Origin of the sequence: Escherichia sp. KS167_9B (genome assembly GCF_030295215.1) — a bacterium.
Classification (GTDB): Bacteria; Pseudomonadota; Gammaproteobacteria; order Enterobacterales; family Enterobacteriaceae; genus Escherichia; species Escherichia coli_F.
This window is the reverse complement of the sequence record NZ_AP025754.1, coordinates 310016-334888: the sequence shown is the minus strand read 5'-3', so window position 1 is coordinate 334888 and position 24873 is coordinate 310016. Positions and strand designations below refer to the sequence as shown.

The window sequence follows — 24873 nt, the reverse complement described above, 5'->3', positions numbered from 1 at the left end:
CTTACTCCGTTGATACCAGTAAATGACTGCGCCCGCCCAGGTCAGTTTTCGTGGGATAATCCTGTGTGTTGTCATCGCAGACCACCAACAGCTTAAAACCAAGTCCCATACAGGCGTACTGCGCCAGCAGGTCAGCGCCAGTGACGAGAGGTATACCGGAGATTACCGGCTCCCCTCTGTCGTTCTGCAGGTCCATAATCCAGTAAGGATCGCGCCATATGATGCTAATCCGCCAGGTGACACCACCCAGGACGATGCTGAACTGCTGGTTGTCCGCTGTCAGCGGAATTTCCTGAATTGTCATTATCCGCCTCCCAGTAATGACACCACGTTACCCGTGATGCTTTTCAGCAGTGAAGTATCTGGAGGCTTTGTGGTTTTGTTGCCGCTGTTCTGTACCGCCGACGTGCTGGCCCCTTCCTTCATGTTGGTTTTATCAGCGACGGTGATCTGCTGTGTCCGGGAGATAAGGACCTCCCTCAGGGTGAGGACGGCGGACAGGACGTTTTCGGTTGTCTTGTCCGTCGTCACTTCCAGCGCCCGGATCAACATGTTGCTGTACAGCCGTTTACCGGTTACCACATCGAAGGGGATACGGCTTTCCTGCAGATCCAGTAGCTCCTGATACGTCTGCTGAGGACTCAGGCCGAGCAGGCTGGTAGCCGTCAGGTTACTGGCAAAATCCAGCAATGCGCCGCCACCGGCGAAACCAACCTCCATCACCACTTCTGACGGTTTTTTATAGGCATGATCAGCGACAGCAGCCCCGACCTCTACCGGATGCTCTGTTATTTCAAGCATATCTGTATGCTTCTCTGAAATAACAACACTGGGAACAATCATTCCTATTTTTCTGCTCTGCTGATGAAAAAGTGTAGAGAGAATATCCACTAACCCACCCTCACCTGATTACTTCGCATGACCTGAGCATTTGCAGACTGTTGCCGACGTGCAACCTCATTACCGACAGCGTGCGGATCTCCGCCACCGTAAATGTGGTAGGTATTTTGCTGGTTAACCTCTGTCACTTTGCCACTAATTCCTGCCACGGCAGCCTTATTAATCAGCTCTCGGGAATAGATATTTCTTCCATTTTCATGCTGGATAATGCTGCTCATCAATGCTGACATGGTTTGCGGATCGCTCATATTCAGGGCAGCCCGGGGATCCACTCCCAGTCGTTGCGATACAGCCCTGATATACGCAGTTGTGTTGTTATTATCAGACGCAGGTGCCCAGGTAGAGATAATTTTCTCCACACTGTTTATTCCCCGTCCGGCGTACAGCATTAACTGACGAGCAAGAGCCCGTAATCCATCAAAAGCAGTTTCAAATCTGGCAAATCGCCCGCCCGGGCGTTCAAGAGAAGCCCCTGCCTGACCAGCAAAATTAAGGTTTCCCGGATTGTTATTCCGTTCTCCTCGTTTCGTAGCCTGTGCATATTGTTCCGGCTCATCATCACCAAACCAGCCGCGTACCGTCCGGCCCACGCTGCGAGGATCGAATCCCCAGTGCTCTTTAATCCAGTCGGCAGTACTGTTAGCGCTGTCTGTAACCATCGGCATCGCTGACGGATTTTCGCTGCCCTGATTAAGTATCTGTTTGCTGATGCTGACGGCATCAGCCCAGCGGCCATCTTTGATAGCGTTGAGCAGGTCGGCGATCATGTTCAGCATTTTGCTGAATTCGCCCATCTGGTCGATGAAGTTGCTGAAATCCCACTTCAGGGACCATGATTTGGGGTCAATATTGAGCAGTTTCGCCAGCGCTTTCGCCAGGTCGTTAACGGTTGTTTTAAGGTCACAAACCATCTTCAACGCGGCATCGACCTCCGGTTTCCACTTGCCCCAGTCAATCAGGCTGTCGCCGCCTTCCTTCCAGGTCTGATAGTCCTCCCACAGAAGGGCAATCCCCGCCGCCAGCGCAGTAATAAGGCCAATCGGCGACATCCAGAACGTACTGTTCAGAATGCGCAGCGCAATCGTCAGTGCGCCAAACAGCGAGATCAACTGCCGCGTTTGCTTATCCAGCGATTGCCACCAGGTGATGAGACCTGATGTTCCTTCAATCAGTCTGAAGAACAGCCGCCCGATAATATCCCCGAGCGCCAGAATGCCTTTTATGGCTTTCGTCAGGGTCAGCTCGATACGAGGGAAGTTGTCCAGGATATGGCGGCGCAGGGTGTCCAGCGAACCCGCAAGCCCACCCGCAAGATTAGAGCCGATTTTGTCACGGGCCATGCCTGCCATCGCGCTAAACTCACGCAGGGAGGTCATAAATTTGTTGGAGCTTCTGGCCGCCTCGTCAGCATTGAAGCCGATAGCTTTCGCCATTGCGCTGTACTGCCCGGAGAAACCACCCACACCCCGACGCATCGCCATAAGGGTATTTTCGTCAATGCCCAGCATCTGCGCATACTGGTTAGCCCGGTAATACGGCATGCCGCTGAGCTTCTGGCCTACACCTGTAAAAATAGCGGCCATGTCACGCATGTTACCGCTGGCATCCCGTGTCTGTACCCCCAGGCGATTCAGAAATCCCTCTGCACCGGGATTATTACGAATAAACCGGGAGAGGCTTTCCAGAGAAGATCGCGCAGCGTCCACGCTGCCGCCAACCTGCGAAACCGCATAGCCAATAGACTGAATTCCCTGGACTGTCGCGCCGGTGCGCTGTGACGCCCAGTAAAGACTATCCAGGCCGGAGGCGATCTTAGCCGTGAAGGCCACCACGGACAGTGCAGTTCCTTCGACGGCCAGCCCCATTTTGATGACATTTGCAGTTGTACCGGCGAGGACAGAACCGAACTTTTTCGCTCCTGCATCATCCACACTGAAGCCAAGCGAGACGAGGAAATCTTTAATAGTTTCAGCGTTCATTATCCTCTCTCCATTTCTCAATGCGCCGCTGGTTATCCGCTTTTACCGCCAGATGGTCATTCAAGATAGCAATGTCATACAAATCGACAGAGCCATCTTTAAGTGCTGTATAGGGAATTAACCCGGCGTCAACCGGATTGAGAAGGTAGGACAGCCCGTCCGGCAGGCTGTTAAACGTCAGCCCTGTTGCAGGCTCTGTGTCGTGCTGGTAAGGGGTGTAGGCAAAAAATTTCCCAGCGAATCGGCGACCACCCGCGCCACCAGATGAAGCATGACCAGCAAGTCAATATCATCAAACATCAGTTCGCCCTGGGTAAATACCGGCACCCATCCATCCATATGACGCCGCGACACCACCGCAAGACAGGGATGAATAATCGCATCGGTGTCATCTTCGGTCAGGGAAGACAGTTCCTCAGCGATACGCGGGAGCATGGTTTCAAACACCGGTTTTAACTGCTCGAATTTCACGGTGTCGATTTTGCCGTCAGCAGGCAAACGGGAGCGAATGCTCCCGAAATCTGACATCATTCCTGCCAGTACCGGCAGAAGTTTGCGGGTCACTTTCAGCTGGTCAAAAACGCTGAGTTTTGCCACGCGATATTTCACGCCTTTGATTTCGAATTCCATGTATTAAAACTCCCCGAGAACCTGGTCAATCTTGCCGCAGTCAAACACCCACGGCATCGTATTACCGGTTTTAGCGTTGGCGTTATCCGGTTGTTTCTGGAACGCAACACTGCGTGCCGTGATGATGTCGCCGCTGACCTTGTTGCGGATCACGATAACGTTATTCCCCCATGTGGCAGAAGACTGGCTCTGTGCGTTATACGCCAGCGACAATTTTTTATTTGTCGGTGATGTCTTCAGAAGGTTAACGGTAATCGTCCCGCTTTTATCTGCATGGAGACTGTGCATCACTTCGCCATCAGCACCGATGGTCATGGTGTTTTTAGGACCGCCCATCGCAACCACAATCCCCTCTTCAGAACTTGCCGAACCGTACCCGAGGTCAATCGAACCGGTCGGCCCGGTCAGCGTCGCAGTGACATCCATAAAAGAATAGGTAGACATTCACTTCCCCTTAGCGAACAACGTTAATCTGTACGTCAGCGTAATGAACCGCGCCTGCAAGTTTTATTGCAGCCTGAATCACCGGAGCCTTACGGGCTTCACGTTCTGATTGTGCCTGTTCATCCAGCGGCTGGGCGTATACGTAATAACCTTTGGGTAGTGTGTCACCTGATGACAACTGACCAAGGTCGCCCCCGTTCCATACGCCCGGAGCAATCAGTCCATTCTGAACGGCCTGATCCAGTGATTTTTCAACATTTGATAACAGTCGGGTAATACCGGCTTCAGTCTGGGGAACTTTCGTGGTGCTGGTATAAAGCAGGTTATAGAGGTTGGTCTGCACATAATTCTGTAACCAGTCCAGGCCGTGGCGTTCATCAAAGAAATCGCCGTTAGCCATCACTCCCTGCTGGAGGATAGCTGTATCATTCTGGTAGTACACGAACACATTGCAGTTTTTTGCATCAAGTGCCGATGCCTGGCTGACTGTCAGTGTTTCATACCCGACACCCGGCTCCTGCTTAAACTTGAGCGTAATCGCGGTATTACTGCCATTGAAATTAACCGTGAATGCCCGGCCAAATGCAGATAACGCAGCGTATTTATTACCCGATGAATACTGAATAAAACTGCGTGAATATCCGGCGGTTTTCAGTTTTGATGCCAAATCATCGCTGGATGCAGTCTGCAGGCATTTCTCATCGCTTGTCGTAATCGCCAGAATACGGCTTACAGAAGAGGATTCGATCGCCGCAGCCACTTTCAGCCAGTCTGCATCCGGAATATCTTCATCGTCTGCAATCCCCAGCCCATACCATGAAGTATAATCAAGCATGGCATTCACAGCCTGCTCCAGCGTCTCAGGCGTGGCCTGTTCGCTGTCTCCCTTCGTTTTCACCCAACGACCAACAAAAACCTCCTGAGGTTTCGGTGATTGTGAGAAAAACACCTGCGCAGCTTTATATTCTGGTGATTCCACGCCAAAATCTTTTCCAATATCTTCCGCGGCAGAATAACGACGAATGCGCTCACTTACCGGAATGATTGTGGACGGGCCGAGAATGAGTAATGCACCAAAATTTCGCCCTGATGCTGCACGCGGCGACATGATCACATCAACATTAACAACGTTTGATACAGGCAAGCCCTGTGCCATAGCTTAATCTCCGAAAAAGATGACTGGTGCTTCCACCAGCGATTTAATACCGTACTCGCGCACAACCTTCCGGCGCAGGCGCACCGTCATATCGTAGCGGCGGACCCATTGCTGATTAATAAGTTCAGGGAAGGGAGTCAGACCTGTGTAATCGCCAAGAGACAGCCCCAGCGCATTCAGTGCTGCGTTGTTCTGCGGCACAGATATACCGTCACGAAACCGGGACGCATACACCATCCCCGCCGGTCCATAAAACGAAGCCATACACTCAATCGTTTCATGCCGCCAGAGCTGAGAGCCATCATCGGTCTGTCTGGTGAATGCCGGACTGTCATCACCTGACCATCCGATAACCCCAAACGCACACCAGTTCGTTTCAACCGGTAGCAGTGGCGGCTGCTCTTTCTGCCAGCGCGGGCGAACCATCCCGGCAGACAGACCGGAAACGTTACGCATCCACTGGCTTAACAGCCTGTCGAGCGCTTCGTCATAATCCGGATCGCCACTGGTTGGTATTAACCATCCGCGCTCTGTACTGGTGTTATTGCTCAACCGGAGTTCCCCCATCAAACGGCATCAACTCACAATGCGCCTGAACGAATCCGGCCCCATAAGCTGTATACGGGTCGACGAAGGTCACACGATAATCACGGCCCTGATACGTCACGATATCGGCATCACGGCCAGTCTGTCCCTGCGTCAGTCGCTCAGTCGTCACAATCAGAATTGCACCGCTGATTACCTGCCCTGCCTGCATACGGCGGTTTTCCAGAGAGCGATCAACAGTTACGACTCCGGCAAACTGCTTTTTAACTTCACTGTCGCTGCCGATCCCGTCCTCATCCACCGTTTGCACTCGGCGTGTTACCCACAAATTGAAGTCGCAAAAATCGGGGTCAAAAAGCACATCTGTTACATCAAGAGTCGGCATCTTTATCCCTCACTACATGGGTAATAGCTCTGCGATATTGCCCGGTGTCAATTAATGGTTTCGCCAGATCGGTTCCGGGAGATTCGCCAGCAACACGCCGGGCAAGTTCCAGTGTTGCCCCCTTGCGCCCCCGACGAGCCCGGGCTTCAACAGTGCTGTCAGCAAGCGGCGTAAAGCCGGTAATAGTCATGTAACGCCTGACGCCATTAGCGGCCAGCGTTCCGGCACGGTTGAGTGCGCGTTCTGCTCCCGCAGCATTACCATCAAGAGCAGCCTGCGCCGCGGTTTTGAGCTGCGGCACCGTCTGCTCTTCTGCCGATTTTACGCCGGGGACCAGGTGAGGTCGTGGCGGGATGTTCTGCTCTGGTGAGCCGTATTCGTTGAGGTAACCGATGCCCGCATTACCAAACGGAACATCATCCCGCTCGCTGTCTTCCGAAGGGATGCCGACCAGCACATCTTTTTTGGTTAACGACCTGAGCGCATCCAGAATGGCCTTAGCGTTATCCACCCTCGTTGTTACACCGCTTTTGAAACTCATAGCTGGCGACCGCCTGCACCGAACATCGTGATCAACTGATAAAATTCAGCGCCATATCGGGTGTTATTCCAGAAACCTGCATCAGGATTCAGCGTCGCACTGGTGTCATAACTGACGCTTACCTTATCCACGGACTTTGAGGACTGAACGCCATTGGTTGAACCGCCAGAACCACCAGCCAGCATCGCCCGGCTGTCTGCCGCCCAGAGCGTCATGTAGTGCGCAACGAACAACCCGGCAAAGTACGGAAACAACTTTTTGCCGGTGACGTTTTCGCTCAGCAGTTCATCGGCCAGATTCAGACGAAACTGGATTTGCGCTTCGGAATATTTGGCAGGGTCAGCAAACTGCGGGAAGTCGCGGCGAAAATCACTTACCGCTGGCAGACTTTGATTCTTTGGCATTTTTTACCTCGTTACACGCGTCTGTGGCTTTGCCAACGGATACTTCCGCGTGCGCACGAGTGAACCAGTGCGTGGCAACGTCTTCCTCCACAGCATGACGGCCTTTAACAAACTCGCGCCGAGAACCGTCGGGAAGCGTGAGCACAAACGGGGTATGTACGTGTATTACTGCATCATTTTTTGCCATCGGGTCATCCTTAATGGCCCCGCCAGGGGGGCCATGTGGCTGTTAAATGCCATCAACGTACGAAATGGTTTCTTTGTACACTGGCTCGACTGCACCCAGCTTGCCGTAGTAAGTGACGATCTGATACAGACCGCGATACTGCACCGGCACGCTCTGAAGCGGAACCAGCGGGTAGCGGACGTATTTTTTATCGTTGGTGTACGCAACCATGCGATCCTTTTTCCCCACACCACGGCCTTTCAGCCATTTAACCGCGCGGATATTCAGCGGAACACCGTTCTGGTGATAGCTGATGGTGTTGGTCTGAAGATACGTCAACAGGGACTGGTTACCCGCAGATGAAACGATGATGCTGGACAACAGAGCAAACTGCTCAGGCGGGATCAGCAAATCACGCGGAACCACAGAGTAACCGGAAGCGGCCCACGCATCAGACAGTACCTGGTTAATGCTTGCGCGGATTTCGTCCGGTGTTGAGGTTGCCCACGTTTTGGCAGCGTTGTTGACAGGCACGCCGTCCAGGGTAACAAGGCCTTTCAGGTTTAATGCGGAATCGCCAACATATACCTGTTCATCGTTATCCATCTGCCATTTCAGTTGCATACCGTCATACTTCTGCGTATCAATCGGGCGGCCGACCTGCTGAGCAGCCTGCAATTCTATGACCGTCCAGCCAAGTTCCATCCCCCACAGGTTCAGCGGGTTACCAGATTTGCCGATATCCACGTTCACGCCAGCAATAGCGGTTGAGTCTTTGCCTACCCAGTTTTTGCCATTCGGATTTGCACCAGTACCCGCAGCGGCGAAGCTGGTATTCGTCCAGCTGGAAATGTCATCTGCGATGGAGACATCTTCACGCAGTTGGATATCGCGGGTCCAGGTGTACCCCACCAGTGGCAGGTTCAGCGTCTGGTCGAGTCGCTCCAGCTCCCCGATGAGAAAGGCACCAGAGCTGTCAACGGTTGCCTGATCAAAAGTAATCATTCGTCTGTTCCTTAAATCTTCCAGGAAATTTCTGCATTGCCGTTAGCATCACCGGCACCTGTGAATTCAGCGTTGGTCAGCACCACGTTTTTGCCACTGACTGACGTGGCCATGAATCCACCCAGCGGCACTTTGATGGATTCATCAGTGGAGACGACAACGTATACCGGGTCGCCTTTTTTGATGGTGCTGGCATCAAAATCAGAACCGAGATTAACGGTCACGTAGCCACGCTTCATTGCGTCGCCCGGGAAGTTCTTGCCTGTTCCCACCTGGCGAACCATGTCCGGCTGCGACGTGGTCGGATAAGGGCGCACGTAGATCCCCTTCACCTTGTCTGCGGTATCACCATCTGCCAGCGGCACGAAAAAACCGTCATCATCGTATTTACCAGCCAGGCCATAGGCAGCGAAGGCGTTATCGGATTTAAGGACCACCGGTTCGACGGTTAAGTCCTGCGGGCGAGAGACAGCCCCGGCAATGCCAACAGGCATCCGGTACAGAAATACATTATTCATTTTTTACCCTTTACGGTTTGCCCAGAATTCAGCGTTTTGTTTGTTCAGGGAAGCGATACTGGTCATGCCCATGTTTAGGCGCTGTGCATCGCCGGTGGTGGCGCGGGTGTTTCGCCCTTTGGCAATCTCAGACACGGCATTAAACGCCATGTCGACCGATTGTTTCGGCAATTTGCGGATATCCGCATCACCGACGATCTGGCGAACCAGCGTTTTATCTGCGGAAGCCAGAACCTCGCGTTTGAACGCGGTCGGTTTCATCTTACGGCTCAGATCGATACCCGGAACGATAACTTCGGCACGCCAGGCTGAGTCACCAGTAATCGTGGTTTCCTCTTCATCGTCCTCGCCGTCACCGGTCGGATTATCGTCAGGCTTATTATCGTTATCGCCCGTGGCATTTCCTTCCAGCTTAGCCAGCAGGGCTTTCAGTAATGTTTTGAGGTCATCATCACTGTCGCCGGTTGGACCTCCACCCATCTCTGGTGCTTTGTCCGGTAGTGGTTGCTGCGGGGACAGGTTGATGTTGAGATTAACGCCCTGCGGCAAATCCCCCTCATCTCCTGTAACCGATGCGGGAGCCGACTCCACCAGTTCGTTCATGGTGTCAGCGTCACCCGTTTTGATGGCCGTGCGCATGCGGGTCCACCAGCTTTTCTTTTGATTTGCCATTGTGTCTCTGTCTCCAATTGCACAACGATTTCCGGCTCTGCCTTTAGGGACAAGAGCCACATGGTTTCCGGTAATATCAACCTGCTCAGCCTTACCCGGCTCAGTCTGCTTATATTCCGCGTCATAGCCACACGACACTTCGCGCAGGCCATCTTCGATCAGCTGAATGGCGTTTTCGTCTTTGACGATAAGGTCAGCCAGCATCAAATCAGACTGCATACCCGTCCCGCGCCGGACATTCTGAAGATGCCCGACCGCGAGCTCTTTCCAGTTCTCTGGATTCACCAGCCGCACATCCCCGTTTTCATCCTCGGGATGCAACACCGTGATACTCATTCCTTCGAATGAGGCAAGCGTGGCGGGATGGAATACCTGCTCAGGAGAACGCGTGACGACTATTTCACCGAACTTATCGGGTTTCAGTTTTGGCAGGTCATCAGCACCATAGAGCTGCTTACCTGTTCGTCCTATCGGCACGTCTTTGCACAGCAACGAGCCGTCAGCCAGCTGATAGCGGGTTTCCCCCAGCCGGGTATTGAAAAAATATTTCATGTGTTACCTGCGATTCAGGCGGGATAAGAATGGGAGGTGGGAAAAACGATTTCTTTATAACAGCGACAATTCGGGAGCTCGCCAGCGTGACCGGTCATGCCATCAAGCGTTGGAGGTTCGCCCCATTCGACAAATTTACCTTCCATTTCCCGATGAGAATGCCTGACGTCACCATCTTCGGCTGTACGCCAGATATAACCATTCGAACCAATTGCCAGCGCACGCGCCTGATCCAGCGCGCCGGTTGCACGTCCAAGTTCAGTACGGGCAATCAGGTCAGCTCTGGACTTTGCTATATCACCCGATGCGGCTATTTCTTTAGCAAAATGTTCCGCTCTCCCACCGGTCACAACAGCTTCAATCGCCCGATTCCGGATGTCGTACACCCTGTCAGCCGCCTCGAGGGGTAGCGATTTAATGTACTTAACCTGTTCAGCAACGATGGATTTCATCACCTGCCCTGGCGGGGCACTGTTTACCAGATTGCGTAGCTCACGGCTGATGGTTTTGCTGTGTTTACGCCACTGCTCATCATTCTTGCGCACAATATCGGCGGTAAAGTTTTCCGCGACCTTTGTCGCCCAGGGGGTGATGATTTCACTGTAGCGTTCCAGCGCCTCAATAATTTCCGTGATACTGTCATTTGAACCATCGTAGTGACCATTTACGATGTCCCCGACCGCCCGCGCTATCCTGCGTAGGCTGGTTCGATACCGGATTTCCGCCTGACGGTTCCTGCGGTTCGTCATCAGGTTCGCCGATGCCGGGCGGCGCTTCATCTTCGGCATTCTCGATGTCCTCGTCGGTAATGGATGCCCCGATGCCGGTTACGTCAGAATTTTCTCGCAAATCAGTCATAGCGGCTTTCAGTGTCATCAGACCATCACCCAGCGCTGTACTGATTGCGTTGGTAGTGTTTAACGCCACCGTTGAGCGATCGACATCAGACATTTGCCAGAGCGGGTTAAACTCAAACGTGAAATCGTCCGGCAGCGGCTTGCCAAGCTCCGAACGATGCATGATGTCCAGTATCCGCCGCACCGGAAGACGTAAACGCCTCTCCTGCAACGAGCTTACCCGGTCGTAATAGTTGGCAAGGTCTGCATCGCCGGTAGAAAATCCCTTCGGGGACTGTCCGAACAACCGCACCAGTGGGATACCAACAGCGCCACTAATCTGTTCTGCAAACTGTGAAAGGATGTCATCCAGACCACTGAAGCTGTACTGATGGGTTTCAAACTTATCCCGCGAGTCCATGAGAGTCATGCCTTCATTGCTCTGGAACTGTCGAATCAGGTCAATATTCTTCAGCAACGCTTCATACGCAGGACCACCAAGTGCGATAAGCTCACGTAGCTTCTCCACGCTGTAGGTACGCAAATGCGCTTTGTAGACCAGCTGCGCCGCGCCGACAGTAGCGCTGTCGAACGCGGTAAGACGATCCCAGATACGCTCTACAACCGACATTCCCCATTCGTTCTCGGTCATCTTCTGCTGAAATGGCAGCGTGACGCCATCAAAGCGAATCAGGCGACTGTGATGAATGCGCCAGGCAGGAATTCCCGTTGCTGTGGTCACCACATCGTAAAACTCAGGTTTACCCAGGTCCGGCCCCATATCTTTAATGCGGCGGGTCAGTACCGGGTCAATCATCCAGCGGTCGAGCGGGAGAATCCCCTTAAACTTGCCTTTACCGATGGTTTCGGGTCGCAGCGGGGTCATTGGTGCCTGCCCCTCAATCATGATGAAACCCACCGCGCCGCCGTAGAGGCGCGACCATTTCAGCACGTCATTCAGCGCATCCCAGATTTGCAACTCATCCAGTTGTGATTCTAGAATGCCACGATCTTTTGCATCAATTTCCGAAGTAATGCGAATGCCTTTGCGGGTCATATCATCCGGGATAGCATCGACTGCTTCGCCGATAATCCAGGATGAACGATAGGACCATTCCACCAGCATGCGGTTACGACTGGTGAAATTAGCCCGATAGGTGGATGCTGAGTGCTGGTTAGGTGTCTGCATCCCTACGCGGGCAATAAAATTCTCATAACCATCAGCTGTGGCCTGCGCAGTTCGCCGCAGGGCTTGTTTGTTTCGTGCCATCAGGCCTGTCTCCCTAGCAGCTCCCAGATGTTCAGGGCTGAATTCATTGGGGCATAGTTGATCATCACCGAGTCGGCAAGGTTTGGCGACCGGGTTCCATCAGGCTGTTTATCAATAACGATTTTTCCCACACCATTAATGGAATAGGTCGGCTGCGAAAGCTCGATGATGAGTTTATCTTTGAGCGCCATGCTACTGCTGATTGAGATGATTTCGTCCGGGTTGTAAGCCATACCTTCAACCACGGCGCGCCAGGTATTCTGAAAAAGTTTACGTAACCGCCACCAGCTCTGGGCTTTGGCGTTAGCGAAGAAGTCCTTGTTCAGACGTGCGGCTTGCCCGTTGTCCCCGCGAACAGCTTCATCATCCGGATCAAATACCGCGCCACTACCTCGAAACGGTGTGGCGAGTATTGACGGTCGGCGCGCAGCGTTACGCAGTTCGTTGATAGCGCGCGCATCGCCGCGAACGCCAGCGCCCAGCCCGTCCTCGTCAAAGCGAAACTCTTCGAGGTTGTCCTGTTCGCAAAAACCGAAGACCTTCTCGACGGACTGATAAATGTCGCTGCCCACACCAGACCATTCCCGCACATTTTCCAGGAGGAAGCCATGACGGGTGGAAAAGGCATTTTTGTCCCTGCCTTCGTCGGCGACATCCATCGCGCCAAGTCGTTTGCCTGTTGGCTGGATACCCAGTTTGATATGCGCATCAACGGCAGCCTGTACCCATTCTGATGGAATCAGAACGCCTTCCGCTGATGCGCTGTAGTTCAGATCAAGTTCCTGTGCCACCACCACCGGATTATCGATTTTCTCGCATTCCCTGCGATACCACTCTTCATCCTTGCGAGGATCATCCCGCCAGTGGAATGTGAATACCGGTATCTTCCCGCCATGACGCTTCTGAGCGAACGGGTTAGCCATGCCGTTAACTGAACTCAGGTCGATACGGCAACGCGTCGTTTGTGACAACGCCGCATCAATCAGCAGAGGACGCTGAAGGAATGCAGCCTCATCAACCAGATAAAGCGTGGTACGGTCACCACGACCAATATTATCGCCAGCCTCGCCTTTGATAACGGCACCAGTTTCAGGAAACTCAACACGCATATATGGCGCATGCTTCTTCTCGCTCCACGAACCGCGAAACTCTACAGGTAGCGTTTCCACGAACTTGCGCGCCTTCCAGAACAATGCTTTCGGGTCACCGGTGCTGTCGACGTATTCCTCTTTACGGGAACCGAAACCGATAACCATTTCTTTGTTGAAGAGACAAAGCGAGCAGGCCAGTCCGATCGCGGTCCAACTGAGCCCCATTTCACGGGATTTTTCGGTAATACCATTCTCCCGATTGCTCCAGCGTTCCATAATCCAGTGGATCCACTCCTCCTGCTTAGGGAAGAGTAAAAACGGAATGGTCACCGGCAGGCCATAATCAATATTACGCGGGTCCGTTGTCATGCCCCAGTCGATGATGAACTGAGCCGGATTGGTTCGGTAAAACTGTTTTAGTGCAGGCAATATTTCAGGATTCTGGCGAATGCGCTGTAGGCGTTCCATCCGCCATTCAAAAACCATCTGGTAATCAGGATGTTTAAAATCGAAGGGGAATGGTAACGGCATACTTAGCCCATCATTTTTCTATACGCCTCTGCAGCCTGCTCCGGCGTTAAGTTGGTAATTTCTGTTCTGACTGGTCCTCCATCAGCGCCAGTAACTTCATTTTTGACGTTGTCTTTAAACGCCTGAACAGAAACATGACGCCCAAGCAATTCAAGATTTTTAACCTTATCAGGCCATTTGATTTTCTTCAGAAGTGCGGCGCTATCTGCGGATACCATCTCCACGACATCCATTCCTGATAGCGTTGTGCGCCATACCTTAGGCCAGTCTTTGATGGGTTTTAACTCACCGTTTTGCAGGAGAATGTCGAGCACATCCATCTGGTCGATTTCAATAAGGCGATTAAGTACGTATTCTGCATTTATTCCAACAGAGTCATTGCGTTGTGCTTTCAATTCGGAGATTCTGAATTGTATGTCAGGTTTTGACATGTTTTCGGACGCAGTACGGTTGGCTGTCTTTGCGCTGTACCCCGCCCGAATAGCCGCTTGCGTGGCGTTTAAATCGATGAGGTACTCGCGACAGAACATTTCTTGCTTGTCGGTGAGTGCCATTACTTTTCCTAACACTGAGGTAATTTATTCTTGGACAGTTACTACATAACTATCAATGCAATACAAATCATGCTTGCGAAGAGCAATGGTTTTTACTTGATCGCCTGGTCTAATCAAAACCGCACAGCAAGCTCGAAAGAAGAGCTTGCTCGTATTTTGGCGTCAGAATTTAGTATCACTAATCTCGAAGCTACCAACTACGTTGCCGATCTGAACTAACTTTTTTGCGGCCATCAAATCGGAACTGCTGTAGTTGATGGCCAATCATTCCTGCTAGCTAATTCGTTACTCTGTTGTTTATTCTGCTGGTTTTTCTGTCTACTCTGCAGGTATCTTCAACGACTCATTCCAAATGGTCAGGTGGTTATTGTGCGCTGAGATGCGCGTTGAAATTCAGATGTGAAAAAAGCCCCGCATCGCGAGGCTCATTAAATGGACTTTGTGATTTGCAAAAAAAATTATTTCAGGCATTGCGTCCTGATGTATTCCTGCAGGTAGTTAACCTGCGCGGTTATCTTGTCGATTCCACTTCGGAGACGGTAATAATTGAGTTCAGCATCTGCTGTAAGTCCTGGGCTTTCTCCATCGCCCATGCCGCTGGCTCCGGTCGTTGACTTTGCACAGGTGGCGGCGACTTGCAGGCGCTTACGCCCAGCAGAAACATCAGCACGGAGACTTTCGATAGTCGCGTTAGCATCAGCAAGCTCCTTTGTGTATCTTGCGTCGAGTTCTGCTACATCACGTTGACGCTTCCGCATGTCAGCGATGGTGGCGTTCGCCTTCTCCAGTTCACTGGCCTTGTTATCGCGCTGCTCTTTGTAGGCGATTGCGTTATCACGGTAATGATTAACAGCCCATGACAGGCAGACGATGATGCAGATAACCAGAGCGGAGATAATCGCGGTTACTCTGCTCATTGTTTCCCCCACAAACAGACTTCACGCTCAATCTCACGGCGAGTCATCAGTCCTTTCCATTGATTACCGCCAGCGTATGTCCAGCGACGTAGCTGGTCACATGCGCCTTTGATATCGCCCTGGTTTATTTTGCGAAGAAGCGTCGATGTTCTGAAATTGCCAGCACCCACGTTGTAGACGAACGAGTAAAGAGCGCCGCGCGTTGTTTCCGGTATATCGACTTTGATGTACGGGTTAATTTGTCTGGCGACAGTGGCAAGGTCTTTATTCAGGAGGGCTTTGCATTCTGCTTCGGTATACGTTTTACCGAGCATAATGTCTTTTCCGGTATGCCCGTAACATACAGTCCATACACCAACGATATCTTTATATGGTATGTAGCTGACGCCTTCCAGACCATCGTTACCACTTGGGCCAGTGATTAACACAGATGCTATAGCAATAGCCCCGCCACCAATAGCCGCAGCAACGGCTTTTCGTAATGATGGAGGCATTATTCACCTCTCGCAGCCTTTCTTCTGTCTTCTCTGATTTTGAAGTACAGATTTGTCAGATAGGTGAGAAAGCCCAACACAAGGCTTCCAAGCACCCCAATCGCAGCCCACTGTGATGGACTGACCTGATCCAACCACTGCAAAAACCAGTATCCCGCACTACCAGCGGATGTTCCGTAGGCAATGCCAGTTGAGATTTTGTCCATTGATTTCATAGCAACGCCTCCGCCAGTAACGGATTGCGTAGTTCTTATATTGGGAAGGGAGAAAAAGAAGACCGCAGCATAACTATCACTGATGAATTCAGGACATCCAGTGGCTACGGCTCAGTTATGGTGCTGGTTAACGGACTTGAACCGCTACCCATTCGCTTACAAGGCGACCGCTCTACCATTGGAGCTAAACCAGCATATTTGGCGGGACAGCGTGGACTCGAACCACGATAAGAAGGTTAACAGCCTTCCGTAATGACCTTTATACGACTGACCCAAATAAAAAAAGCCACCGTTGCAACTTAAGAGTCACTAACGGCAGCTTATGCGAATAGTGTTGCTCATTTGCTCAATGATGTCAACACGTTCTATGCTACATGTTTAATTTTCTCTACACGTTTCCGGTTTTTAAACGCACTATCCAGAACCGGGTAAATCATAAACAACGAGGCATTGAGGATTTCGTCAACTTCCCGTCGACAGGTTGCGAGCGATGGTTTTTGAATGCGCCCGCCGCCCCGGCATAACATCTTGCGAGGTCTTGCGACGCGATGATAGTAAGATGCAATGGCGTGCTTGGAAGAGCCGTGGGCGTAGTAGCTGAGGAGGATGCCAAAGGCTTTCTTGTCAATGTACATGACGGAATCGACGACCTGAGAAATCAACATTCCATCATCATCATTACACATTGGCCTTGTCATAACTCTTCCCGGCTCTACGCTCTCCATGAACTTAGCTATTACGCTACTCATGCGCTTTTCCAGACGACCTGAATAAACCCATGCCCCCCACAGTTCAAGCCAGCCATTCAGCCACTCGTGCTGTTCTTTGGTGAGGTTTAGTTCTCTTATGCCCATGCGCCTTCTCCCTTGTGATCTGGAATGGTTTTTACTGAGAACGTCATGCGGCCTCACTTCTGCTGTTTCGCAGGTCTTTGAGTTTCTGCTGATACTCCGCCTTGATGGCCCTGCACTCTTCGACAGTCCAGCGATGGCGGTTATGGTTTGATTCGATTTCGTCTACTGCTTCCTGCCCGATGCGGCTAATCAGTTCGACGCGATACGGAACGAGATTTCCGCTTTTGTGCTGGTTGCACACCACGCATTGCTTGTGAATATTGCGTTCATCAAATCGGAGTTGAGGTGCCGCAGCAGTTGTCCGGTAATGTCCGGCATCCCACTGAGCAGACGTGAGCGTTCCGCAAGAGATACATGGTAAGTCGCGGTCTCTTTCTCTGATGAAGGCGTTTACGGCTTGTTGGGCTTGTTTAATCCAGTAACTGCGGGGCTTTAAGGCGAGTTTTCTAATCTTAAGTTTATCTTTCTGTTTCTGCTCCTCTCGTCGTCGTTTCTTCTCTGCTGCTTTTTCCGCTTTTTCGCGTTCTTTACTTCGTCGTTCGAGTGCTATCTTGGTTCCACACTCTGGAGAGCACCACCACTGATTAGCGAATGCAGGGTGAAACCATTCCCGACATTCATCGTTTTTACATCGTCTTCGCGCTGGTTTAGCCATCATCTTCTTCCTCGTGCATCGAGCTATTCGAATCGCTCATCAGCTCTGCACAGCAGTACTCACACACGTGAACTTCCAGCACATGCAGCTTCTGACCGCAGTTAGCGCACGTTAAAGCCCGCTCGACGCTTTCTTGTTCGTAACTTCGATTTGGGTCAATCACCTTGTATTCCTCGCACGATGTCTTAGCCACCGGATATCCCACAGGTGAGCCGTGTAGTTGAAGGTTTTTACGTCAGATTCTTTTGGGATTGGCTTGCGTTTATTTCTGGAGCGTTTCGTTGGAAGGTATTTGCAGTTTTCGCAGATGATGTCGGTGATACTTCGTCGCTGTCGTCTCATGCCGCCCTGTCTCCCCATCGCGCTTTCCATTCGAGAGCCAGTCGCGCTTCGTCCGACCACTTAACGCCACGCTCTGTACCGAATGCCTGTATAAGCTCTAATAGCTCCGCAAATTCGCTTACACGCATCCTGCTGGTTGACTGGCCTATTACCACAAAGCCATTCCCGGCAAGGTTAGGAACAACATCCTGCTGCTTTAATGCTGCGGTAAACACACACTTCCAGCTTTCTGCATCCAGCCAGCGACCATGCCATTCAACCTGACGAGAGACGTCACCAAGGCAAGCCCAAAGCTTTCGATTCTGGTCTAAGCTGCGGTTGCGTTCCTGAATGGTTACTACGATTGGTTTGGTTGGGTCTGGAAGAATTTGCTGTACTGCGTGAATAGCGTTTTGCTGATGTGCTGGAGATCGAATTTCAAAGGTTAGTTTTTTCATGACTTCCCTCTCCCCCAAATAAAAAGGCCTGCGATTACCAGCAGGCCTGTTATTAGCTCAGTGATGTAGATGGTCATACGTCAGCCCCTTGTGCATATCGTCTGCCACGCGCAGCAGGTGCATTTGATGCTGTGCAAATCTGTCTGGCTTCATCCTGGTCACATGCAACAAAGTGTCCGTTACAGAACCGCTGGTAAACTGTACCAAGCGAGCCAAAACGGTTTTTCGTCACGATGATTTCAGCAAATGGCGCGGCGCTACTGTTCTCATCATATACCGCTTCCCGATAGAGCATGATGATTGAGTCTGCGTCCTGTTCAATGCTTCCTGAATCACGCAAATCTGCGTTTGTCGGGCGTTTGTTTGGTCGCTTCTCAACATCGCGCGAAAGCTGACTCAGGGAGATAACCGGTGTTTTCAGGTCTTTCGCCATCGCCTTCAGGCTTCCGGAGATGTGAGCAATTGCGAGGTCGTTGCGGTCTGCTTTCGGCTTCTCAATCAGGCCAAGATAATCCGCCATGATGAGTGACAGGTTTGGATTTTCCTGCTTATGCCGTTCTGCGATTGAGCGTATTTCTTCGACCGATAACCGCGAAGCATCGACTACCCATACATCCAAATCTGCAAGCTGACTCATGCCGTTAGCAACACGTGCCCAGCCCTCGTCATCCATCGATGCAGGATTTCGCAGTACGCTAACCGACATCCTCCCGGCGTTGGCAATGCTTCGCTCTGCAATCTGCAATGCGCTCATTTCCATTGAGAAAATCAATACCCCGCGCCGGACGTCAGAACCAGGAATAACGCGGCTTGCCACACCTTCGGCAATCTTCAGCGCCAGTTCGGTTTTCCCCATACCAGGACGAGCGGCGATAATCACCAGGTCTTCTGCGTTCATCCCTCCAGTGATAGCGTCAAGCTCTTCGATTCCGGTCTTCAGGGTATCTGACTCTTCTCCGTTCCTCAGACGCCTGTCAAGCGTGTCAGTGTAGTCAGTGATGATTTCCCCTAACCGTACAGGTTTAACCTCGTCACGGGGCTTTCTGATGGCTGAAAGACGCTTTACAAGTTCATCCATCGCCTGACTCGATGCGTCGATGGTTCCGCTTTGGATTGGTTCACGCATTTCATCCATGATTTCCAGCACCAGACGGCGGTGATAGTTATCCGCGACCATTCCGGCATATCCCTTCAGGTTTGCGGCACTCGGGCAGTTTTTGCTGGTCATCAGGATTGACGTGAAATGCTCCTCTCCGCACGCCTCGGCAACCATCAGCGCATCGATTAGGTTTCTGTTTCTCGCCTGCTTGCGAATAACCTCGAAGGCTTTCCGGTAGAGCGGAATTGAAAACGCTTCCGGCTCCAGCGTTGCCAGAACGTCACTGGCGGTTGGAGTTAATCCACCAATCAGCAGGCCACCGATAACGCTAGCTTCGATATCCTGTCTCATGCAATCCCCCTGTCTGCAAACTTCCCTTCCCGAACTCCCGTTAACGAATCTTCCCTCAGCAGGTAATCAAAATCTGCCGTCCAGCCCGTGTCGTTGTCTCCGAAGTAAAACGGCTTGGCCTGATGCACAAACGCCCTGACATACGCTCTGAAACCGTCCACGTTTGGCGTTTTCAGTTGCGGGATAATTTTCTTCAGGCGGCGTTTTCGTTTCTCGTTGACCGCAACAGCGTGTGGAAGTCTGTCACCGACTTCGGTGTTGTAGGCGTTCAGGAAGGATTCGTAGTCGATTCGTTCTGCCTTGCGACGTTCAGGTTTAACCTGCCCATCGCCATCCCCGTTAGGGGGTAAGGGGGTATTTGTATTTATTGTCTTTTGTATATTGTCTTTTGTGTTTAGCTGACTTGGCTTATACCCATTAGCCGACTTGGCTAATGTTTTATTAGCTGTTTTAGCTAATGTTAAGCTGTCCTGGCTAATCCACTGAGAAACCACCTTGTTCACTCCGATTTTCACGCCATCAGCAATGAGGAATTTACGCTCAATAAGCTGGCGCTTGGCAGCGCAAACATGAGTGTGATGAATACCTGTCATGGCTGCTATCTGCGTGTTTGTGAGTCGATCCATCGGCTTATTGAATCCGTATGTCTTGCGCATGATAGCGAGCATCACCTTCAACTGCCGGACGGTTAAATCAGCCATCAGCAGACTGTCGGTAATCTCGTTAGCAACGCGCATGAAACCATCTTCGGTATCTGCCACGCGATGCTCCACGACCTCCAGTTGAGGCCTGTAATCAGCTAACTTAACGACGCCCATGTTTCACTCCTGCTTTGGCTAGTCTGTAAACACCAACAAGGCGCTCTGCGAACGCCCTGTTATTTGCTGCGGCTACCACTAATCCCTCAGGTGAATCAGGGTGTCGAATCTCTTCTTTTTCCTGGTATTTCTTACGACGTTTTGTCATAATTACTCCTGTGGATTGATCCAGTAATTCCCTCAGAATTGCATATCAATTTGCTTAAAATCCTCGGTGGCAGCCGGGGATTTTTTCTTTGTGATTTCATCAAGCGCATACTTAAAAGCCCTGCTAATCGGACTGATGTCTGATGCCATTCCGAAAGCACACAAGACCGAAGCAATAAACCGCCAGTCCGTTCTGCTTATCTTCGATTCATGACAGCCAATCATCTTTGCCAGACCGCGCTGTGTAAGCGTTGACAGGTTGATGAGTAAATCTGTTTCTGCGCGATCAACGTCGCGCTGTGATAGTTTGCTGTAACTTGTTCGTTCCATTTCTTAAGATTTCCAATAGTGAATAGTTAGTTGAAAGGTATGCGTGGAAACGCATATGGCCTTAGTTGGTCAGATATCTTGGGACTCGCTTTTCAGCGACGTAGGACGAATGTCCGTTGTTACAAAGAGCGGCTCCGCTTATTAAGCGGCTTTGTGCTCCGGCGGGAACACGTCATCAAGACTTACTTTTGCGCCTAACTTGTTTAGACACGCAACAAGAGCACGGCATGTTTTAAGGTCTGGGAAGCGACGACCAGATTCCCAATGTCCGATAGCTCCCTGTGTGCATCCAACTGCCTTAGCAAGTGTTGTTTGAGAGATATTCAGTGACTCTCGATATTTTCGTAGGTTGCTCATATGCCCTCCATAGTAACCACGAATAAAAAATACAATATGTACTTCTCAAATACAAGTAAAAATACACATTGTGCATGGATGGTTCCAGTACAGAGCGTAATAATAAGGACATGAAAATGAAATGGTATGAACTGGCTAGATCCAGAATGAAAGAGCTCGGCATAACTCAAGAGAAGTTAGCCGAAGAGCTAGGTATGACGCAGGGTGGAATTGGACACTGGTTGCGCGGATCTCGTCATCCATCTCTTAGTGATATTGGTGTGGTGTTTAAATACCTTGGTATTGATAACATATCATTCAACCACGACGGGACATTTTCACCTGTTGGCGAATACTCATCGGCCCCAGTTAAAAAACAATATGAGTACCCTGTTTTTTCTCATGTTCAGGCTGGGATGTTCTCTCCAGAACTCAGAACCTTTACCAAAGGTGATGCGGAGAGATTGGTAAGCACAACCAAAAAAGCCAGTGACTCTGCATTCTGGCTTGAGGTTGAAGGTAACTCAATGACCGCACCAACAGGTTCCAAACCTAGTTTTCCTGACGGGATGTTAATTCTGGTTGACCCTGAGCAAGCTGTTGAGCCCGGCGATTTCTGCATAGCCAGACTTGGTGGTGATGAATTTACCTTCAAGAAACTGATCAGGGATAGCGGTCAGGTGTTTCTACAACCACTAAACCCGCAATATCCAATGATCCCATGCAATGAGAGTTGTTCCGTTGTGGGGAAAGTTATCGCCAGCCAATGGCCTGAAGAGACGTTTGGGTAAAGAGGATAGATGGAGTTTAATGGCCATGAGTATCAAGCGGTCAAAAAGAAGTTCATCTATTCATTGAAAGCATAAGGCCATCTGAGTATATCCGTAATGATCTGGATATTGTCTATAACATCAATGACCGGACGATAGATATCGGTGAGCAGCGTCCTGTATGGCAGGGTGAGGCAGGTGAAAAAACGTCCTGCCATCAACAAGAATCAAGTGCATCCGCTCTCTGGACAGATGGAAAATTTATTGGATGCAAAAAGATATGAAATAACACCTGTATAGCACGGAGCTTTCTCTGACCGATGCACTTGAAGTTGTTAGGGCTGACCCAGCCTGCTGTTTCTTTAGGTAAGAGAAAAGAGATTTAGGAGATGAAAGGTCGCAGAGGTGCGGCCTTTTTTATTGAGAGTGGATCTTGAACGGAAATTCTCAAGACTTGAGTCTTGCATGCAAATCAATTCCTGGATAAACTCGATCTGAGTCAATAACTTAGAGAGAGAGCAAATGGCAAAGTCAAACGTTAGCGTGCAGGCATTCAAGGACTTCCTTGAAGAGCTTATGTCGCTGAACATAATGAAGGAGGCCACCGCTCGAAATTTAAAAAACTCATCCGCTCGCCTCTTAACGGTAGTCCAAGAAGAGGAAATGGGTGATGTTACTCAGCTTGATGTGAATGAGCTTGCCGAGCGATACATCAACGCAACTGAGCCGAAGCCTAGCGACAGCAGCATTACTGCATATAAAAGCCGCATGGAAAGTGCAATCAAAAAGTTTGTAGCTTTCCAGTCTGGTGAAGAAATCCCATACACTCCGATTGACAAAGAATCCAGTGAGGAAAAAGATTTGACTGGCGAACCAACAAAAGTCGAAGGCAAGGCTAATGCACTTCATACCTATGATCTTCCAGTAGTTCTTCGACCTGAATCAGGGGTTACAGTAACGATTAAAGGCATTCCTAACGATATCACAAACGAAGAAGCCGAACGCATCTCTTCAATTCTGAAGGTTTACGTTCGGCCTCAATAATGCAAAAGCATTCAGCACAATGTCCAACTCCCCAGTCCGACATTGATGCTGTTTAACCAGAGCCTCCAAAAGGAGCCCTTGTTAAGGTACACAATATTTGCGATGTAACCTTAGCGCGTCTGGTACATTTTTTCAAGCGGTTGTAGGGCTGCCGCCAATATGAGAAAACACAGATGTCTACATACAATTTGAATGACCAATTCGATCGAGAAGTTCATGTGAATGCCTATGAACGGATAAGGCATGGAAATCTTGAACATGTGTGTGAGCATTATCGCTCAAGGCCACACCGCTAATCATCAACCCGGCCTCCATGCCGGGTTTTCTTTTCCTCTCGCCCAAAAAAACACATAACCAATTGTATTTATTGGAAAATAAATAGATACAACTCACTAAACAACGCAATTCTGATCTCTCCTTACATCGCCGAGGCAATACACCCACGCTAAAAAACAATACTATTAAATACAAAGCGTTGTAAAAAAACGCCCCGTTTTAGAACAAATTGTATTGACCAAGTGAAGTACATATCGTACTATTTAACCATCAGCAGGACGCTGGAAGCCAAATGGAACAGACTGGCAGGCTCTTTAAACAACGTCGACTCTCGACTACGTGGCTGAAAAGCCAGATCACCCAACCACATAAGCTGTGGGATGCAATGCCGAAGCAACCGTCTCAGGAGGAGCTTCGAGATTGCATCGCCAAAGTTTATTCGGGAGGAATCTATGTCCAGAAAAACAGAATTTAAAGGCACCGCAGCTTCTCGCCGTAGAGCTCGTCGCGCAAACCTGCAAAGTCAGGAGGCGATTAGCTCCGACAAACTACACAGGCCAACCCCATCACGAGTGGTCTTACAATGCAAACGCAAACCAGCAATGAGAGCAGAAGTAATAACACTGACAACGTTGACCAGAAAATATGAAGGCTCAACTTGTCTTCCAAATGTAGCTCTTTACGCGGCAGGCTACCGTAAATCCAAACAACTGACAGCAAGATGACTTGTGTTGGTCGCCAGAAAATGAAATTAGGCAGCAAACCACTTATTTGAGGTGATATATGGAATTTCATGAAAGTGCGATTTGTGATTTTCGCGCTAACGCAAATTCAGTAAAACCACAGCCAATTGCAGTTCTTTTTAAAACAATGGGTGCGTGGGCTGTTTTATGCTTCGCCGCTGACGACACTGACGCAAGAATGGCAATAGGACAAGAGATGGAGATGGACCCGACAAACGATGAATTCATAATTTATGGCGCTCCATCTAATTACTTACTTGATACCTGCAACATTTACAACAAGGCTGCCTGATGGTGGCCTTTATTTTTGGCATAAACAACAGAATAAACACAGCACTGTGTATTCATTCCAACGAGTGAATACACGGAGCAATGTCGCTCGTAACTAAACAGGAGCCGACTTGTTCTGATTATTGGAAATCTTCTTTGCCCTCCAATGTGAGGGCGATTTTTTATCTGTGAGGATATGAACAGATGTCAAACATCAAAAAATACATCATTGATTACGACTGGAAAGCATCAATAGAAATTGAAATCGACCATGACGTAATGACAGAGGAAAAACTTCACCAGATTAATAATTTCTGGTCAGACTCTGAATACCGACTCAATAAACACGGCTCTTTATTAAATGCTGTATTAATCATGCTGGCGCAACATGCTCTGCTTATAGCAATTTCAAGCGACTTAAATGCATATGGTGTTGTGTGTGAGTTCGACTGGAATGATGGAAATGGTCAGGAAGGATGGCCTCCAATGGATGGTAGCGAAGGAATAAGAATTACCGATATCGATACATCAGGAATATTTGATTCAGATGATATGACTATCAAAGCCGCCTGAGCGCGGCGTTACCGCATACCAA

The 24873-nt window shown here is 50.2% G+C and carries 39 protein-coding genes and 2 tRNA genes; 7 read left to right on the top strand and 34 right to left on the bottom strand.

The window, feature by feature from the left end:
- Position 1: 1 nt before the first annotated feature.
- The 34 genes from QUE34_RS01680 to QUE34_RS01515 all read right to left on the bottom strand — a co-directional run bounded on the left by QUE34_RS01680 (position 2) and on the right by QUE34_RS01515 (position 21196).
- Positions 2-304: a phage baseplate plug family protein gene (locus QUE34_RS01680; RefSeq protein WP_016233440.1), complete on the bottom strand. Its 303-nt coding sequence runs from the start codon at positions 302-304 to the stop codon at positions 2-4.
- Positions 304-891 (bottom strand): phage baseplate protein, encoded by a 588-nt coding sequence (locus QUE34_RS01675; RefSeq protein ID WP_016233441.1) that lies wholly within the window; start codon positions 889-891, stop codon positions 304-306. The genes QUE34_RS01680 and QUE34_RS01675 overlap by 1 nt, the downstream gene beginning before the upstream one ends.
- Positions 891-2879 carry a lytic transglycosylase gene (locus QUE34_RS01670; RefSeq protein WP_097507831.1) on the bottom strand — a complete coding sequence of 663 codons (1989 nt, stop codon included), beginning with the start codon at positions 2877-2879 and terminating at the stop codon, positions 891-893. Before QUE34_RS01670 ends, QUE34_RS01675 begins: the two co-directional genes overlap by 1 nt.
- Positions 2869-3033, bottom strand: a complete 165-nt coding sequence (locus QUE34_RS01665) for a DUF6889 family protein (protein WP_369773020.1) — start codon at positions 3031-3033, stop codon at positions 2869-2871. Before QUE34_RS01665 ends, QUE34_RS01670 begins: the two co-directional genes overlap by 11 nt.
- Positions 3034-3056: 23 nt before the next feature.
- Complete coding sequence (locus QUE34_RS01660) at positions 3057-3509, bottom strand: phage tail assembly chaperone (protein WP_000393958.1); 453 nt, start codon at positions 3507-3509, stop codon at positions 3057-3059.
- Positions 3510-3512: 3 nt separating this feature from the next.
- Entirely contained in the window at positions 3513-3953 is a 441-nt protein-coding gene (locus tag QUE34_RS01655; protein WP_000109249.1) for a DUF3277 family protein, read from the bottom strand.
- 10 nt (positions 3954-3963) lie between these two features.
- Positions 3964-5109 carry a DUF3383 family protein gene (locus tag QUE34_RS01650; protein ID WP_000046931.1) on the bottom strand — a complete coding sequence of 382 codons (1146 nt, stop codon included), beginning with the start codon at positions 5107-5109 and terminating at the stop codon, positions 3964-3966.
- 3 nt (positions 5110-5112) lie between these two features.
- Positions 5113-5661 (bottom strand): phage neck terminator protein, encoded by a 549-nt coding sequence (locus tag QUE34_RS01645; protein ID WP_000069892.1) that lies wholly within the window; start codon positions 5659-5661, stop codon positions 5113-5115.
- On the bottom strand, positions 5651-6040 hold the full coding sequence (locus QUE34_RS01640; RefSeq protein WP_001142484.1) for a hypothetical protein: 390 nt from the start codon (positions 6038-6040) through the stop codon (positions 5651-5653). Before QUE34_RS01640 ends, QUE34_RS01645 begins: the two co-directional genes overlap by 11 nt.
- Entirely contained in the window at positions 6027-6581 is a 555-nt protein-coding gene (locus tag QUE34_RS01635; RefSeq protein ID WP_021517253.1) for a hypothetical protein, read from the bottom strand. The genes QUE34_RS01640 and QUE34_RS01635 overlap by 14 nt, the downstream gene beginning before the upstream one ends.
- Complete coding sequence (locus tag QUE34_RS01630) at positions 6578-6985, bottom strand: DUF4054 domain-containing protein (RefSeq protein WP_021517254.1); 408 nt, start codon at positions 6983-6985, stop codon at positions 6578-6580. The genes QUE34_RS01635 and QUE34_RS01630 overlap by 4 nt, the downstream gene beginning before the upstream one ends.
- Entirely contained in the window at positions 6951-7172 is a 222-nt protein-coding gene (locus QUE34_RS28535) for an STY1053 family phage-associated protein (protein WP_021517255.1), read from the bottom strand. The genes QUE34_RS01630 and QUE34_RS28535 overlap by 35 nt, the downstream gene beginning before the upstream one ends.
- Positions 7173-7214: 42 nt before the next feature.
- Positions 7215-8156 carry a DUF2184 domain-containing protein gene (locus QUE34_RS01620; protein WP_001473318.1) on the bottom strand — a complete coding sequence of 314 codons (942 nt, stop codon included), beginning with the start codon at positions 8154-8156 and terminating at the stop codon, positions 7215-7217.
- Positions 8157-8167: 11 nt separating this feature from the next.
- Positions 8168-8674, bottom strand: a complete 507-nt coding sequence (locus tag QUE34_RS01615) for a structural cement protein Gp24 (RefSeq protein WP_032197766.1) — start codon at positions 8672-8674, stop codon at positions 8168-8170.
- Positions 8675-8677: 3 nt separating this feature from the next.
- Entirely contained in the window at positions 8678-9898 is a 1221-nt protein-coding gene (locus tag QUE34_RS01610) for a DUF2213 domain-containing protein (RefSeq protein WP_021517256.1), read from the bottom strand.
- A 14-nt stretch (positions 9899-9912) separates the two neighbouring features.
- A complete protein-coding gene (locus tag QUE34_RS01605; RefSeq protein WP_286338911.1) occupies positions 9913-10647 on the bottom strand; it encodes a phage head morphogenesis protein in 735 nt (244 codons plus the stop codon).
- Entirely contained in the window at positions 10538-12004 is a 1467-nt protein-coding gene (locus tag QUE34_RS01600; RefSeq protein WP_001551494.1) for a DUF1073 domain-containing protein, read from the bottom strand. Before QUE34_RS01600 ends, QUE34_RS01605 begins: the two co-directional genes overlap by 110 nt.
- Positions 12004-13626, bottom strand: a complete 1623-nt coding sequence (locus QUE34_RS01595; protein ID WP_001519796.1) for a hypothetical protein — start codon at positions 13624-13626, stop codon at positions 12004-12006. The genes QUE34_RS01600 and QUE34_RS01595 overlap by 1 nt, the downstream gene beginning before the upstream one ends.
- A gap of 2 nt (positions 13627-13628) precedes the next feature.
- Positions 13629-14180: a terminase small subunit gene (locus QUE34_RS01590; RefSeq protein ID WP_053275910.1), complete on the bottom strand. Its 552-nt coding sequence runs from the start codon at positions 14178-14180 to the stop codon at positions 13629-13631.
- Between the two features lie 458 nt (positions 14181-14638).
- Entirely contained in the window at positions 14639-15097 is a 459-nt protein-coding gene (locus QUE34_RS01585; protein WP_000092271.1) for a lysis protein, read from the bottom strand.
- The gene (gene rrrD / locus QUE34_RS01580; protein ID WP_097507830.1) at positions 15094-15591 is read right to left on the bottom strand and encodes a lysozyme RrrD; all 498 of its coding nucleotides are present in this window, start codon (positions 15589-15591) and stop codon (positions 15094-15096) included. The genes QUE34_RS01585 and rrrD overlap by 4 nt, the downstream gene beginning before the upstream one ends.
- Positions 15591-15806 (bottom strand): class II holin family protein, encoded by a 216-nt coding sequence (locus QUE34_RS01575; RefSeq protein ID WP_000839574.1) that lies wholly within the window; start codon positions 15804-15806, stop codon positions 15591-15593. The genes rrrD and QUE34_RS01575 overlap by 1 nt, the downstream gene beginning before the upstream one ends.
- Before the next feature lie 118 nt (positions 15807-15924).
- Positions 15925-16000, bottom strand: a tRNA-Thr gene (locus tag QUE34_RS01570).
- A 5-nt stretch (positions 16001-16005) separates the two neighbouring features.
- A tRNA-Asn gene (locus QUE34_RS01565) sits at positions 16006-16080 on the bottom strand.
- 91 nt (positions 16081-16171) lie between these two features.
- Positions 16172-16660: an antiterminator Q family protein gene (locus QUE34_RS01560; RefSeq protein ID WP_000512806.1), complete on the bottom strand. Its 489-nt coding sequence runs from the start codon at positions 16658-16660 to the stop codon at positions 16172-16174.
- 43 nt (positions 16661-16703) lie between these two features.
- The gene (locus tag QUE34_RS01555) at positions 16704-17315 is read right to left on the bottom strand and encodes a recombination protein NinG (RefSeq protein ID WP_001108039.1); all 612 of its coding nucleotides are present in this window, start codon (positions 17313-17315) and stop codon (positions 16704-16706) included.
- Positions 17308-17478: a protein NinF gene (locus tag QUE34_RS01550; RefSeq protein ID WP_000566869.1), complete on the bottom strand. Its 171-nt coding sequence runs from the start codon at positions 17476-17478 to the stop codon at positions 17308-17310. Before QUE34_RS01550 ends, QUE34_RS01555 begins: the two co-directional genes overlap by 8 nt.
- Complete coding sequence (locus QUE34_RS01545; protein ID WP_001254257.1) at positions 17475-17657, bottom strand: NinE family protein; 183 nt, start codon at positions 17655-17657, stop codon at positions 17475-17477. The genes QUE34_RS01550 and QUE34_RS01545 overlap by 4 nt, the downstream gene beginning before the upstream one ends.
- Entirely contained in the window at positions 17654-18094 is a 441-nt protein-coding gene (locus QUE34_RS01540) for a recombination protein NinB (protein ID WP_000736913.1), read from the bottom strand. The genes QUE34_RS01545 and QUE34_RS01540 overlap by 4 nt, the downstream gene beginning before the upstream one ends.
- A 73-nt stretch (positions 18095-18167) precedes the next feature.
- Positions 18168-19544 (bottom strand): replicative DNA helicase, encoded by a 1377-nt coding sequence (locus QUE34_RS01535; RefSeq protein WP_001248388.1) that lies wholly within the window; start codon positions 19542-19544, stop codon positions 18168-18170.
- Positions 19541-20362: a replication protein gene (locus QUE34_RS01530; RefSeq protein WP_000539354.1), complete on the bottom strand. Its 822-nt coding sequence runs from the start codon at positions 20360-20362 to the stop codon at positions 19541-19543. The genes QUE34_RS01535 and QUE34_RS01530 overlap by 4 nt, the downstream gene beginning before the upstream one ends.
- Positions 20349-20510 carry a hypothetical protein gene (locus QUE34_RS01525; RefSeq protein ID WP_000166961.1) on the bottom strand — a complete coding sequence of 54 codons (162 nt, stop codon included), beginning with the start codon at positions 20508-20510 and terminating at the stop codon, positions 20349-20351. Before QUE34_RS01525 ends, QUE34_RS01530 begins: the two co-directional genes overlap by 14 nt.
- A 32-nt stretch (positions 20511-20542) precedes the next feature.
- Positions 20543-20839 carry a CII family transcriptional regulator gene (locus QUE34_RS01520; RefSeq protein ID WP_000442612.1) on the bottom strand — a complete coding sequence of 99 codons (297 nt, stop codon included), beginning with the start codon at positions 20837-20839 and terminating at the stop codon, positions 20543-20545.
- 141 nt (positions 20840-20980) lie between these two features.
- Positions 20981-21196: a helix-turn-helix transcriptional regulator gene (locus QUE34_RS01515; protein WP_000067727.1), complete on the bottom strand. Its 216-nt coding sequence runs from the start codon at positions 21194-21196 to the stop codon at positions 20981-20983.
- 74 nt (positions 21197-21270) lie between these two features.
- Here QUE34_RS01515 and QUE34_RS01510 point away from each other — a divergent pair, with 74 nt between their 5' ends.
- From QUE34_RS01510 to QUE34_RS01485, 7 genes are all read left to right on the top strand, one after another.
- Entirely contained in the window at positions 21271-21966 is a 696-nt protein-coding gene (locus tag QUE34_RS01510) for a LexA family protein (protein ID WP_001302016.1), read from the top strand.
- A 62-nt stretch (positions 21967-22028) separates the two neighbouring features.
- Positions 22029-22229, top strand: coding sequence for a hypothetical protein (locus QUE34_RS28530; protein WP_434088152.1), 201 nt, complete (start codon positions 22029-22031; stop codon positions 22227-22229).
- Positions 22230-22467: 238 nt separating this feature from the next.
- Positions 22468-22989 carry a hypothetical protein gene (locus QUE34_RS01505; protein ID WP_001130059.1) on the top strand — a complete coding sequence of 174 codons (522 nt, stop codon included), beginning with the start codon at positions 22468-22470 and terminating at the stop codon, positions 22987-22989.
- A gap of 568 nt (positions 22990-23557) precedes the next feature.
- Positions 23558-23740, top strand: coding sequence for a hypothetical protein (locus tag QUE34_RS01500; protein WP_000438343.1), 183 nt, complete (start codon positions 23558-23560; stop codon positions 23738-23740).
- Positions 23718-23990, top strand: a complete 273-nt coding sequence (locus QUE34_RS01495; RefSeq protein ID WP_000088203.1) for a transcriptional antitermination N peptide — start codon at positions 23718-23720, stop codon at positions 23988-23990. The genes QUE34_RS01500 and QUE34_RS01495 overlap by 23 nt, the downstream gene beginning before the upstream one ends.
- 58 nt (positions 23991-24048) lie before the next feature.
- Positions 24049-24300 carry a hypothetical protein gene (locus tag QUE34_RS01490; RefSeq protein WP_000394299.1) on the top strand — a complete coding sequence of 84 codons (252 nt, stop codon included), beginning with the start codon at positions 24049-24051 and terminating at the stop codon, positions 24298-24300.
- Positions 24301-24482: 182 nt separating this feature from the next.
- Positions 24483-24851 carry a DUF2528 family protein gene (locus QUE34_RS01485; protein WP_000065362.1) on the top strand — a complete coding sequence of 123 codons (369 nt, stop codon included), beginning with the start codon at positions 24483-24485 and terminating at the stop codon, positions 24849-24851.
- The last annotated feature ends 22 nt before the right edge of the window (positions 24852-24873 follow it).

Bases quoted from the DNA above. Each gene is read 5' to 3' on its own strand.
- QUE34_RS01545 (WP_001254257.1), bottom strand. From the start codon at position 17,657: ATGAGACGACAGCGACGAAGTATCACCGACATCATCTGCGAAAACTGC.
- QUE34_RS01605 (WP_286338911.1), bottom strand. From the start codon at position 10,647: ATGACGAACCGCAGGAACCGTCAGGCGGAAATCCGGTATCGAACCAGC.
- QUE34_RS01520 (WP_000442612.1), bottom strand. From the start codon at position 20,839: ATGGAACGAACAAGTTACAGCAAACTATCACAGCGCGACGTTGATCGC.
- QUE34_RS01630 (WP_021517254.1), bottom strand. From the start codon at position 6,985: ATGCCAAAGAATCAAAGTCTGCCAGCGGTAAGTGATTTTCGCCGCGAC.
- QUE34_RS01650 (WP_000046931.1), bottom strand. From the start codon at position 5,109: ATGGCACAGGGCTTGCCTGTATCAAACGTTGTTAATGTTGATGTGATC.
- QUE34_RS01635 (WP_021517253.1), bottom strand. From the start codon at position 6,581: ATGAGTTTCAAAAGCGGTGTAACAACGAGGGTGGATAACGCTAAGGCC.
- QUE34_RS01660 (WP_000393958.1), bottom strand. From the start codon at position 3,509: ATGGAATTCGAAATCAAAGGCGTGAAATATCGCGTGGCAAAACTCAGC.
- QUE34_RS01615 (WP_032197766.1), bottom strand. From the start codon at position 8,674: ATGAATAATGTATTTCTGTACCGGATGCCTGTTGGCATTGCCGGGGCT.
- QUE34_RS01600 (WP_001551494.1), bottom strand. From the start codon at position 12,004: ATGGCACGAAACAAACAAGCCCTGCGGCGAACTGCGCAGGCCACAGCT.
- QUE34_RS01490 (WP_000394299.1), top strand. From the start codon at position 24,049: ATGGAATTTCATGAAAGTGCGATTTGTGATTTTCGCGCTAACGCAAAT.
- QUE34_RS01620 (WP_001473318.1), bottom strand. From the start codon at position 8,156: ATGATTACTTTTGATCAGGCAACCGTTGACAGCTCTGGTGCCTTTCTC.
- QUE34_RS01610 (WP_021517256.1), bottom strand. From the start codon at position 9,898: ATGAAATATTTTTTCAATACCCGGCTGGGGGAAACCCGCTATCAGCTG.
- QUE34_RS01560 (WP_000512806.1), bottom strand. From the start codon at position 16,660: ATGGGCATAAGAGAACTAAACCTCACCAAAGAACAGCACGAGTGGCTG.
- QUE34_RS01530 (WP_000539354.1), bottom strand. From the start codon at position 20,362: ATGGGCGTCGTTAAGTTAGCTGATTACAGGCCTCAACTGGAGGTCGTG.
- QUE34_RS01575 (WP_000839574.1), bottom strand. From the start codon at position 15,806: ATGAAATCAATGGACAAAATCTCAACTGGCATTGCCTACGGAACATCC.
- QUE34_RS01595 (WP_001519796.1), bottom strand. From the start codon at position 13,626: ATGCCGTTACCATTCCCCTTCGATTTTAAACATCCTGATTACCAGATG.
- QUE34_RS01640 (WP_001142484.1), bottom strand. From the start codon at position 6,040: ATGCCGACTCTTGATGTAACAGATGTGCTTTTTGACCCCGATTTTTGC.
- QUE34_RS01495 (WP_000088203.1), top strand. From the start codon at position 23,718: ATGTCCAGAAAAACAGAATTTAAAGGCACCGCAGCTTCTCGCCGTAGA.
- QUE34_RS01535 (WP_001248388.1), bottom strand. From the start codon at position 19,544: ATGAGACAGGATATCGAAGCTAGCGTTATCGGTGGCCTGCTGATTGGT.
- QUE34_RS01510 (WP_001302016.1), top strand. From the start codon at position 21,271: ATGGATGGTTCCAGTACAGAGCGTAATAATAAGGACATGAAAATGAAA.
- QUE34_RS01555 (WP_001108039.1), bottom strand. From the start codon at position 17,315: ATGGCTAAACCAGCGCGAAGACGATGTAAAAACGATGAATGTCGGGAA.
- QUE34_RS01585 (WP_000092271.1), bottom strand. From the start codon at position 15,097: ATGAGCAGAGTAACCGCGATTATCTCCGCTCTGGTTATCTGCATCATC.
- QUE34_RS28535 (WP_021517255.1), bottom strand. From the start codon at position 7,172: ATGGCAAAAAATGATGCAGTAATACACGTACATACCCCGTTTGTGCTC.
- QUE34_RS01680 (WP_016233440.1), bottom strand. From the start codon at position 304: ATGACAATTCAGGAAATTCCGCTGACAGCGGACAACCAGCAGTTCAGC.
- QUE34_RS01515 (WP_000067727.1), bottom strand. From the start codon at position 21,196: ATGAGCAACCTACGAAAATATCGAGAGTCACTGAATATCTCTCAAACA.
- QUE34_RS01540 (WP_000736913.1), bottom strand. From the start codon at position 18,094: ATGAAAAAACTAACCTTTGAAATTCGATCTCCAGCACATCAGCAAAAC.
- rrrD (WP_097507830.1), bottom strand. From the start codon at position 15,591: ATGCCTCCATCATTACGAAAAGCCGTTGCTGCGGCTATTGGTGGCGGG.
- QUE34_RS01485 (WP_000065362.1), top strand. From the start codon at position 24,483: ATGTCAAACATCAAAAAATACATCATTGATTACGACTGGAAAGCATCA.
- QUE34_RS01500 (WP_000438343.1), top strand. From the start codon at position 23,558: ATGGAACAGACTGGCAGGCTCTTTAAACAACGTCGACTCTCGACTACG.
- QUE34_RS01655 (WP_000109249.1), bottom strand. From the start codon at position 3,953: ATGTCTACCTATTCTTTTATGGATGTCACTGCGACGCTGACCGGGCCG.
- QUE34_RS01590 (WP_053275910.1), bottom strand. From the start codon at position 14,180: ATGGCACTCACCGACAAGCAAGAAATGTTCTGTCGCGAGTACCTCATC.
- QUE34_RS01525 (WP_000166961.1), bottom strand. From the start codon at position 20,510: ATGACAAAACGTCGTAAGAAATACCAGGAAAAAGAAGAGATTCGACAC.
- QUE34_RS01670 (WP_097507831.1), bottom strand. From the start codon at position 2,879: ATGAACGCTGAAACTATTAAAGATTTCCTCGTCTCGCTTGGCTTCAGT.
- QUE34_RS01505 (WP_001130059.1), top strand. From the start codon at position 22,468: ATGGCAAAGTCAAACGTTAGCGTGCAGGCATTCAAGGACTTCCTTGAA.